General features: G+C 60.5%; 7 protein-coding genes. 3 read left to right on the forward strand and 4 right to left on the reverse strand.

Features of this window, described 5'->3' with window-relative positions:
• Positions 1-22: 22 nt before the first annotated feature.
• Positions 23-1474 (reverse strand): DUF1501 domain-containing protein, encoded by a 1452-nt coding sequence (locus ACILSR_RS20820; RefSeq protein ID WP_395751718.1) that lies wholly within the window; start codon positions 1472-1474, stop codon positions 23-25.
• The gene (locus ACILSR_RS20825) at positions 1474-4086 is read right to left on the reverse strand and encodes a PSD1 and planctomycete cytochrome C domain-containing protein (protein ID WP_395751719.1); all 2613 of its coding nucleotides are present in this window, start codon (positions 4084-4086) and stop codon (positions 1474-1476) included. Before ACILSR_RS20825 ends, ACILSR_RS20820 begins: the two co-directional genes overlap by 1 nt.
• An 89-nt stretch (positions 4087-4175) precedes the next feature.
• Between ACILSR_RS20825 and ACILSR_RS20830 the strand changes: the two genes are divergently transcribed.
• A complete protein-coding gene (locus ACILSR_RS20830; protein WP_395751720.1) occupies positions 4176-6416 on the forward strand; it encodes a hypothetical protein in 2241 nt (746 codons plus the stop codon).
• Between the two features lie 6 nt (positions 6417-6422).
• The gene (locus ACILSR_RS20835; RefSeq protein WP_395751721.1) at positions 6423-7691 is read left to right on the forward strand and encodes a DUF1501 domain-containing protein; all 1269 of its coding nucleotides are present in this window, start codon (positions 6423-6425) and stop codon (positions 7689-7691) included.
• 6 nt (positions 7692-7697) lie between these two features.
• Here the strand turns inward: ACILSR_RS20835 and ACILSR_RS20840 are convergent, their stop codons facing one another.
• Positions 7698-8156, reverse strand: coding sequence for a YhcH/YjgK/YiaL family protein (locus tag ACILSR_RS20840; RefSeq protein ID WP_395751722.1), 459 nt, complete (start codon positions 8154-8156; stop codon positions 7698-7700).
• Between the two features lie 136 nt (positions 8157-8292).
• Here ACILSR_RS20840 and ACILSR_RS20845 point away from each other — a divergent pair, with 136 nt between their 5' ends.
• Positions 8293-9858, forward strand: coding sequence for a hypothetical protein (locus tag ACILSR_RS20845; RefSeq protein ID WP_395751723.1), 1566 nt, complete (start codon positions 8293-8295; stop codon positions 9856-9858).
• A gap of 45 nt (positions 9859-9903) precedes the next feature.
• Here the strand turns inward: ACILSR_RS20845 and ACILSR_RS20850 are convergent.
• Positions 9904-10133: hypothetical protein (locus ACILSR_RS20850; protein WP_395751724.1), on the reverse strand; the 230-nt coding region annotated here is incomplete at its 5' end.

Here is a 10133-nt window from a genome sequence, read left to right on the forward strand (position 1 = left end):
CTGGATGATAAGAAGCAAAAGACTAGGCCAGCAACTGATCCACCACCTTCGCCCCTTGGTTGTCCGTCAGCGAGGCGGCAAGGCCGTTGCGCTTGTAGGTGAGCTTGGTGTGGTCCAGGCCAAAGGTCTTCAGCAGCGTGGCGTGGTAGTCGTAGTGCTTCACTTCGTCGATGATGGCCTTGTGGCCAAACTCATCGGTCTCACCATGCACGTAGCCTTTCTTGAAGCCGCCGCCAGCCATCCACATGCTGAAGCCGTAGGTGTTGTGGTCGCGGCCCCATTTCTCGCGTCCGGCGTCGTTCTGCAGCACGGGCAGGCGGCCCATCTCGCCGCCCCAGTGGACCACGGTGGTGTCCAGCAGGCCGCGCTGTTTGAGGTCGATGAGCAGCGCCGCGCTGGGCTGGTCGGTGGCCTCGCAGTTTTTCGGCAGCGCCGTGATGAGCGAGCCATGCTGGTCCCAGGACTGGCCGGCATTGAGCACCTGCACATAGCGGACACCGCGCTCCACGAGGCGACGCGCGATGATGCAACGCGTGGCGTAGTCCTTGGTGATGGGATTGTCCACGCCGTAGAGCTTGCGGACGTACTCAGGCTCCTTGGAGATGTCGAGCGCCTCCTTGGCGGCGGTCTGCATCTTGGCGGCGAGTTCGTAGCTGGAGATGCGCGCCTGCAGGTCGAGCTCGCCAGGATGGGCGGAAAGGTGGTCTTCGTTGAAGGCGCGCAGCAGATCGAGCTGGCGCTTCTGCGGTGCACCCGCGAGCGAGGCAGGAGGATCGAGATTGAGAATGCGCGGCTCCGTGGCGCGCACCAGCGTGCCCTGGAAGAGCGCCGGCAGCCAGCCATTCGTAAAATGCTCGCCGCTGAAGGTGGGCAGGCCACCGGGATGGGAGAGCACCATGTAGGAGGGCAGTTCGTCCGTCTCGCTGCCCAGACCGTAGGTCAGCCATGAGCCCAGCGCAGGGCGGCCTGCGGTGATGCGTCCCGCATTCATGGCATACAGCCCCTGCGCATGATTGCTCACACCGGAGGTCATGGAGCGGATGAGCGTGATCTCATCCACCACCTTGCTCAGGTTTGGCAGCAGCTCGCTGAGCTCCATGCCGCACTGGCCGTGCTTGGCAAACTTCCACGGCGAGCCGAAGCACTTCGACGATGCCTGCGCGAGGTTGTCATACTTGATCTCTCCAGGAAATTTCTGCCCGTGATACTTGGTGAGCATGGGCTTGGGATCAAAGAGATCCATCTGCGAAGGGCCGCCCATCATGAAGAGGGAGATCATGGCCTTGGCACGCGGCTCAAAGTGCGGCTTCTTCGGCGTGAGGTCGTAGCGCACCTCGCCCGTAAAGCTCTCAGGCTTCACAGGGGCGGCGAGCAGGCCGTCCTTCTCAAGCAGCGAGGCGAGCGCCAGCGTGCCAAGGCTGTAGCCATTGGCATGCAGGAAATGACGGCGGGAGCAGAGCTGGGGGCGGTTCATTATTCGACGTAGAGAAAGCGGTTTGAGCTGCAAAGGATCTGGCAGAAGCTGGCCATGGCCTCCTGCGGCGGATTGGGCACGACGCCCTTTGGATGCTGGATGTCATGATGATACTGCACGAGCGCCTTGGTCTGCTCGTCCAGATAGGCAATGCCACGGGCGACATCAGACTGGGTGGCGGGCTTGCCAAAGAGCAGCTCCCACACGCGCTTGATCTGCTCCGTGCGGTTGCCGGGAGCAGCAGCCTGCAGCAGGTCGGCAAGTCGGCGTGAGCTGTCGAGCACAAAGGTGTCGTTCATCAGCAGCAGGGACTGCGGGGCCACGGTGGTCTGCGCACGCAGCTCGCAGTTCGGCGACATGATCGGTGCATCAAAGGTGTCGAGCACCGTGACGGGCTTGCTGCGGCGCACCTGCACGTAGATGGAGCGGCGGAAATCATCTGAGCCGCCGGGATCGACCTTGTTGAGCGTGATGGTGCTCTTGTCGATGCCGGTGACGACACGGCCCTGGGCATCGCGGCCAATGCCGCTCGGCGGACCGTAGCTGCTCTGCACCAGCGTACCCGTGACGGCGAGCATGGAATCCCGCAGTGTCTCAGCATCCAGTCGGCGCAGCTTGAAACGCGCATAGAATCTGTTTTCGAGATCGCCCTGCAGCGAGTCCTGATTGACGGAAGACTGGCGGTACGCGCTGCTCAGGAGAATGAGGCGATGCAGAGGCTTGAGCTTCCAGCCGCTCTTCACAAACTCATCGGCCAGGTAGTCCAGCAGTTCAGGATGCGTGGGCAGCTCGCCCTGGCGGCCAAAATCTCCCGGCGTATTCACGATGCCGCGCCCCATGTGATTCATCCAGAAGCGGTTTACCAGCACGCGGGCTGTGAGCGGGTGCTTGCCGCTGGTGAGCCACTGCGCATAGGCCAGACGACGTCCGCTGGAGCCGCTGCTCACAGGCACCGGCTTGAAGGGCTCGATCTGCGGACTGGCAAGAATGCTGAGCTCTCCCGGAGTCAGCGCCTGCTTGGGCTGGTCATGATCACCACGATTGAAAAGCTTGGTCGCCGGCACCTGCCCCTTCACTTCCGTCAGCGCCATCACAAAGCCTTCCGCAGGCTTCGTCTCGCGCAGCTTTTTGGCCTCGGCCATCTTGGCATCCACGATGTCCTGCTTCTTCTTGTCGTAGAGATCCAGCGAGTAGGTGGCGAGCGCGGAGGGATATTTTTTGATCAGCGCCTTCTGCTCCGGCGTCTGCTTGGCCACAGGCGTGTCACGGGCCACGCGGAAGGCGGCCTGCTCGGCCTCGGGCACCTTCTTGATCTCGACCTCGAAAATCTCATCCAGGAACTTTTTGCTCATCGCGCGGGCTTCGGCCTCGATCTCCTTGGCCTTCACCTCAATCTCGGCGGCCTTGGCGCGCTCCTGCGGGGAATACAGCGAATACAGGCGCTGCGCTGGCGCACGCCAAGACTCCCAGTTGTAGGCAGGATCCAGCACAGCGCGCAGGCGGTAGTAGTCCACCTGCGTGATGGGGTCATAGCGGTGGTCATGGCACTGCGCGCAGGCCACCGTGAGCCCCATGAGCGACGAAGTCATGACCTTCATCTGCTCGGCAATGACCTGGTTCTTCGCCAGCTTGGCATCATCCGGTGCGTCCCCGGTGCCATCCGGAGCCATGCGCAGAAAGGCAGTGGCGATAAGCTGGTCCGTGCGATGCGGATCCAGCACCGCCTGCTGATAGTCCGCATGCGTGGCGCCTGCCAGCTCATCTCCGGCCAGCTGCTCCTGGATGAATTCATCCCAGGGCTTGTCCGCATTTATGGCGCGGATGACGTAGTCGCGGTAGCGCCAGGCCTGTGGGCGAACGGAGTCGGCTTCAGAGTAGCCGTTGGAGTCGGCGTAGCCCACCACATCCAGCCAGTGGCGCGCCCAGCGCTCGCCGTAGTTTTTGGAGGCCAGCAGCCGCTCCACCAGCTGCTCGTAGGCCAGCGGGGACTTATCATTCACAAAGTCCTCCACCTCCTGCGGCGTGGGCAGCAGGCCGGTGAGATCCAGCGTCACGCGGCGGATGAGCGTGCGGCGGTCAGCCTCAGGGGCAAAGGTAAGGCCCTGCTTGGTCATCGACTTGAGCAGGAAGGCGTCCACCGGCGTGCGCACCTTGCGGTTGTCCACCTCCTTGGGCACGGCAGGGCGCTTCACCGGCTGAAAGGCCCAGTATTCGCGGTCATCGTCCGAAATGATTGGCCCCGGCGCGAGCGCCAGTGGCTCCGGCTTGGCCGTCTTAGCCCCCTGGGCAATCCATTGCTCGATAGTCGCCAGCTCGGCCGCGGAGAGCTGCTTGCCCTTCTTGGGCATTTCGCCGTTTTTGATCAGGCGCACCAGCTCGCTCTGCTCCGGACGCCCTGCCACGATGACCTGGCTGCCGCCATCCAGCTTCTGATCCATGAAGCGGCGCAGGCGCAGATCCACGCCACCCTCGGGTTTCTCCTCCTCGCCATGGCAGTGGGTGCAGTGCGCTTTGACGATGGGCCGCACGTCTTTCTCAAACGTGAGCAGGCGCTCCGCACCACGGGCGGTGACGGCGAGAGAGCAAAGAAAAACGGCAGACGACAGCTTCATTGAGGGGGGGGTAATAACCTACGCAGTGGAAACGGGATGTATTGCCAGGGAAAGTACCCCCAATCGCGGCGCGTTTGACACCTGCCGCGATGAAACTTTCCACCAGCCGAGCTCCAGCGCTGGGCCTGCTGACCCTGGCCCTGATCTCTCCAGCGCAGGCCGGCACCTATTTTTCCGACGAAGTCTGGCCCAAGGTGGGAGTGCAGGCCTGCCTGAAATGCCACAAAGCAGGAGGCGACGCCGAGGAGAGCCGGTTTGTGCTGCAGGACCCGGCGCGGGACCAAACGCCGGGGCGTCACGCCTCTCTAATTCACAACGAGGCCGCATTCAGCCGCATGGCGAAGTTGCTGAAGGATGGCGAGTCTCGGCTGCTGCTGAAAGCCACCGGCAAGCTGGAGCACGAAGGCGAAGAGGTGCTCAAGCCGGGATCCACGGGGTTCCGCATTCTGGAATCGTTTGTGAAAAAAGTGGACCTGCCACAGTCCCCCACGCCGGCAAAAGAAGCGCCACCGTTTTTCGCAGGTGTCTCCATGCTGGATGATGCACGCCTTCTGCGCAGGGTGACTTTGTCGCTGTCAGGAAGGCTGCCTACGGAGGCGGAACTGAAACGTCTGAACAAGCCAGGGGCGTTTTCCGAGATCCTGGATGCCGTGATGAAGGAGGACGCCTTTTACGACCGGTTGCGCGAAGGCTTCAACGACATCTTCCTAACTCTGGGCGCGGACGGCGGAGACAGCAACATACTTTCCTACGATCACTTCAGCAAGACGCGGAACTGGTTTCAAACCTACGACCTGAGCCACATCCAGGATGAAAAGGAACGGCGGCAGGCGGGCTACAAACTCGCGCGGCAGTATCGTGAAGCGCTGCTGGGCGAACCGATGAAGCTGATCGAGCATATCGTGCGCAACGACCGGCCCTTCACGGAAATCGTGACGGCAGACTACATCATGGTCACGCCCTACACTTCCCGTGGCTATGGCAACTTCGAGGAGATCAAAGCGCGGTTTAAAAATGCCGAAGACCCCTTTGAATACATTCCGGTGAAGCTGAATGCGCTGGTAGGGCGCAACAAGGCGGACAACCAGGACAGCGCTACGGGATTTTATCCGCATGCGGGCCTGCTCAGCACTTTTCAGTACCTGCGCCGCTACCCGACGACTGAGACGAACCGCAACCGCCTGCGTGCTCGCATGTATTTCCAGCATTTTCTGGGAGTGGATGTGCTGGAGCTGGCGGCCCGGGTGTCTGACGCTGCTGCCACGACCGCCAAGTACAAGGTGCCGACCATGGAAGCGGCTGAATGCGTGGTGTGCCACAAGACGCTCGATCCGATCGCGGGGATGTTTCAGGACTACTGGCGGTTTGAAGGCGTGTATGGGAAGCGCAAGGAGGGATGGTTCACGGATATGTTTGGCGCCGGGTGCGAGGGAGAGATACTGCCTGAAGGCGAGCGCTGGCGGGCCCTGCAGTGGCTCGGCGAGCATACCGCCAAAGATCCGCGCTTTGCCGTCGCGATGGTCGAGCATGTTTATTACATTCTCACCGGACGCAAAGTGCTGCTGCCGCCCAAGGATCTGGATGATCCCGGCTTCGCCGCAAAATACCGCGCCCATCAGGAACAGCGGGCTGTGATTGAGACCATCGCCAGGAAGTTTGCTAAAACCGGTTTTAATCTGAAACAGGTGTTCAAGGACTGGGTGGCGACGGACTTCTACCGTGCAAACGGGCTCACCACCGCTGCTCTGAAACCCGAACGACAGGCCGAGCTGGATGATGTGGGCATCGTGCGCATGCTCGCCCCCGAACAGCTGGAGCGGAAAATCGCCGCTGTGTTTGGCCGCCCGTGGGGCAGACTGAACGATCAGCTGGCGATGCTGTATGGCGGCATTGATTCGAAGGAGGTCACGGAACGAGCAGCGGACCCGAGCGGAGCGATGGGATCGCTCCAGCGCATCATCGCCAATGACGTGGCGTGCAAGGAAACCGCGCTGGATTTCAGCCGGCCCGCAGGGAAGCGGCTGCTCTTTGCAAACATGGAACCCGATGTGGTGCCTGGCACCGCCGATGCTGATGCACGAATCCGCCGCACCCTCACGCATCTGCATGAGCGCCTGCTGGGGCGGGTGGATGAGGCGGAGGTGGAGCGCAGCTTTCAGCTCTTCGCCGGGATCGTCAAAGATGCGGCGGAGCAGCGCCATGCCGCCGAGGAAAACTACTTTTGCCGCCAAGGCCTGGAGCAGCCCGTGGCCGATCCGCACTACACCGTGCGGGCCTGGCGTGCCGTGGTGACCTACCTGCTGCGCCAGTACGACTTCCTCTACGAATAACCCACCATGAGACGCGACTTTTTGAAATGCTGCACGCTGGCGGGACTGGGACTGGCCTGCCCCGGTGGGCGCGCCGCAACGAAGGAAGGCGAAGCGTATGAAGGGCCGTACTACGTTGTGTTCAACGCCTCCGGCGGCTGGGACACGACTTACCTGATGGACCCGAAGGGCATCCATGAAATCAACCGCCTCTATCAGGAAGGAGACATTCTCACGCAGGGAGCGCACAAGTTTGCGCCCACGGCGAAACATATTGCCGCGGGGATGAGCAACGAGGATTTTTACAAGGAGTTTGGCAGCGAACTGGTCACGCTCAACGGTCTCGACTACTCCGTGAACAATCACGCGCCCGGCGCGCGCTACATGGCCACCGGCAAGCTGGACAGTCTCGCCTATCCCACCTTTGCCGCGCTGGTGGCGGCGTGCAAAGGCCCTGCGTGTCCGATCTCCTACCTGACGTTCGGCAACTACTCGAACACCGGGAACGTGGTGGCGATGTCGCGCGTGCCATATCCGCAGTCGCTGCAGCGCATCGCCAACGCAGACTTTGTGGATGGCAATGTCCGATCTCCCTACCATGAGGACTTTGTGCTGGAGAGCATCAACCAGGCGCTGGATGAACAGCAGGCAGGCCGCGCCTCCCAGCCACGTCTCCCGCGTGTGGAGCGCGCGCAGAGCATGCTCTACTCGGCGCAGATCAACTCGAAGGCGATGCAACGCGTGACGCCTTACATTCCCAAGAACATTCCGAAGGAGCGGCTGTCACAGCAGGCCGAGATCACGCTGGCTTCATTCAAGGCGGGCGTCTGCGTTTCCGCAAATCTCAGCATCGGCCAGTTTGACAGTCATGCGAACAATGACGCGGACCAGATGAAGCTGATTCCGGAGTTTCTCGCGGGCATCGCCTACCTGCTGCGGCGTGCCGAGGAGCTCAAAATTCGCGACAATCTGGTGGTGATCATTCAAAGCGAGATGGGCCGCACGCCCACCTACAACAAAGGCAACGGAAAAGACCACTGGTCCGTGGGTTCCATCCAGTTCCTGGGTGCTGGCATTCGAGGGAACCGGGTGATCGGTGCCACGGATGATGGGCAGCTGCATGTGCCGCTGAACGCTCAATCACTCGCCATCGACAAGGACCGGGGGATTCGAGTGCGCCCCGAGCACATTCACCACGCGCTGAGGCAGTTTGCGGGGATCGAGGATCACCCGTTCAGCAAAAAATTTCCGCTCGGCGTGAAGAAAGAAGAAGTACTGCAGGGCCTGTGGGGCTGATGCGCGTCACTCCACGGCGACTTTGATGACGACCTTAAACACCTGCTCCGGCTTGTCCCACTCGACGCAGGGAGCGTGGGCGTCCTGCGGATAAAGAATGGCGAAGTGACCGCCGCTGATGTGGAGCGGGGTGACATCGGGGATGAGCTTCCAGAGGGCGGCCTCTTTTTCCTCATTGTAAGCCATGGTTTCCTCCAGCATGGCGGCGAGCGGTGCCCAGAGGATGGTCTCGCGGCCGCTGTGGATGAACTGGATGTCGATGTATTTGCGGTGCGCCTCGAACTTGGCCTTGTCCTGTGGCTTCGTTTCGTAGGTCTGCACGAGGGCAAAGCAATGGTCTCCATCAATGTCAAAACGACCGAGAGGCTGGGTGCCGTCCACGGTGCGGAGGTAGGCGAAGGCTTTGGCGAAGCGGGAGTTCAGGGACTCGTACCGGGCGGAGTTTTCGAGGGTGTCGAGGATCATGGCCCTATGCTGTATCGGAACATCATTCCTGAAGCAACCTTTCAATCTCGGAGACAACGCATCTGTCCAAGGCGCCTCATATGACGTAAGAAGAGTTCATATTGACTATGCCTGCGAGGCTGCGCATCCTCCGCCCATGAGAGCCGCATGCATCGTTTGCATATTTCTTGTGTCGATCATCACAGATATGAGCGGGATGGCTCGTGCGGCAGATTCGCTTGAGTTAAGGCGAGCGGCAAGACGAGCGCTCGCGGATGGCAACACTTCCCTGTATGCTGCTTTGTTGCAATCGGGTTTGGAGATTGATCAAAGTATCGCGGATGTGGATGAGAATGAATCCGACCCTGGTTTCACCGGTCTAATGTTTGCCGTCGCCTGGGGCAAAGACGAGATGATCGCCTGGCTGAGAGACCGTGGAGCAATTCCGGCCGTCGCCTCTGCGGAGAATGTCCGCCCTATTGATCTGGCGCTGGCCCTGAATCGGGACGACCTGGCGAAAATGCTGCAAGTGCCCACTGATCCTCCAGAAGAGGGCGAAAAAATGCCTCGCGCTGCCATCGACTTTCTGGGTGATTTATTCAGCATCCCTGAACCGCTGCAGGTGTTTGTATCCCTGAACGATGCGGAGCCGCCGGATGGGTTTACTCAAGCGATCGCAAGAAGGCGTGACCAAACATTCCCGATGTCGATGGCGAAGCACGATCCGACGCGCATGGTGACTCATGGTGACACCCGCGTGTGGTTTTCCAACCGGATCTCCGATGAGATGGGCGTGCGTCTTGGGGTGACCACGAAACCACTTCCCGCCCAAAATGGATGGGAAGTGGTATGCAAGCTCGAAGGACGTCCGGTGAAAGTGACTTCAGGGGTGGAAGCTGTCCCAATGCCGGTGGAGAAAATCACGGGCAGATTGATTCAACGCCATGGCTGGTGGGTGCTGGAGGGCCGGCAGCCAGCCCTGCGCAACCCAGTCCCAGCGCCGCCAAAGGCGGAACTTCGCCAGGCGGACCTGATGCCGCTCGCGGCAGAAACATGCTGGGTGGGGAACATCAGCCTGATGACGGCAATGATGGATGCAGGGGTGGACCCCGCCGCCGCCATCAATCCCGGAGATGATTATACTGACACGCTGCTGGAACGCGCTGCGACGTCAAGCAATCCAAGATTCATGGCCGCCATGCTCGAAAAGAAGCCTTCACTACGGGCAAACCATGGCCTGATCCGGAAAGCAGCGCAGCGCGCATTTGGCAGAGGCAATGAAGCGGCCCTTGCCTCACTGGAAAGACCTTTGTCCGGAGTTAAAGCGGGGGACTTTCCGGTCGAAATGATCAATGATCTGGTCAGTGAGAATGTTCTGGATTCCAAGGAGCCGCTCTTCTTTGAACTCAACGATGCCGATCCCGAAAAGGAGGTGATGGCGCAGATCCAAAAGAGCCTGCCTACTGCGGTGCCCTTTTCGGAGGCTGTGAGCGGTGCCTTCAAACAGGGAAAGGACGAGGTTTACGGCAGCAGCTACCAGCTGAAATCCACCCAGAAGAATGGCACCAAGATCGAGATCAAGATCAGCCCGGAGAAAGATGGTAGTTGGAGCTACTCGGTCCGCCAAACGCGTGGCTTCCTGGCCGGTGGCGGAACCAAAGGCCGCCTGGTGTCCAGCCATGGCTACTGGTTCACGCAAAACACGCAGTCATGGGACGAATGAAATCCGAATCTGCCGCGCTTCTGCGGTGATTATGAACCGATTGATCTAAAGCTCATCTTTTTCGGCCTGTTTCTTGGAGCCTGCCACCTTGCTTTGGCGGCTTAGGGTCAGACAACGGCGGATGGACAGGCGAGCTTCAACCCGGATACCGAAGTTAAAAGAAGCATCGTTTGGAGCTGAGAGCGTGGTTACTTGGAGTTGCGACACAAAAAGCACCCGACGACCATGCACCAAACGATGCAGGGGACATTGCACCCCGTTTTCAACTCCCGCCA

It is taken from the genome of Prosthecobacter sp., from assembly GCF_044222565.1.
GTDB lineage: Bacteria > Verrucomicrobiota > Verrucomicrobiia > Verrucomicrobiales > Verrucomicrobiaceae > Prosthecobacter.